General features: G+C 62.6%; 1 protein-coding gene. It reads left to right on the forward strand.

The genetic code is table 11. The annotated features are described in order from the left end of the window. The coding region (locus tag F7R06_RS30875) for a cadherin-like domain-containing protein (RefSeq protein WP_170288749.1) at positions 1 to 243 on the forward strand (243 nt) is incomplete at both ends.

The raw sequence follows: 243 nt of genomic DNA on the forward strand, positions 1-243 counted from the left end.
GCACCGCGACCATCGCCAACGTCGGCACCCTGGTGATCGGCGCCAACGGTGCCTACACCTTCACCCCGGACGCCAATTACAACGGCGCAGTGCCGACCGTCACCTACACCGTCACTGACGGTTCCGGCGCAGACGTTACTTCGACGTTGAATATCAGCGTCACCCCAGTGGATGACAGCTTCACCGACCTCAGCGAAAGCGTAACCACGGCCGAAGACTCCGCCATCAGCGGCAGCGTCCTCA

The organism is Pseudomonas moorei (genome assembly GCF_008801475.1).
Lineage (GTDB): Bacteria > Pseudomonadota > Gammaproteobacteria > Pseudomonadales > Pseudomonadaceae > Aquipseudomonas > Aquipseudomonas moorei.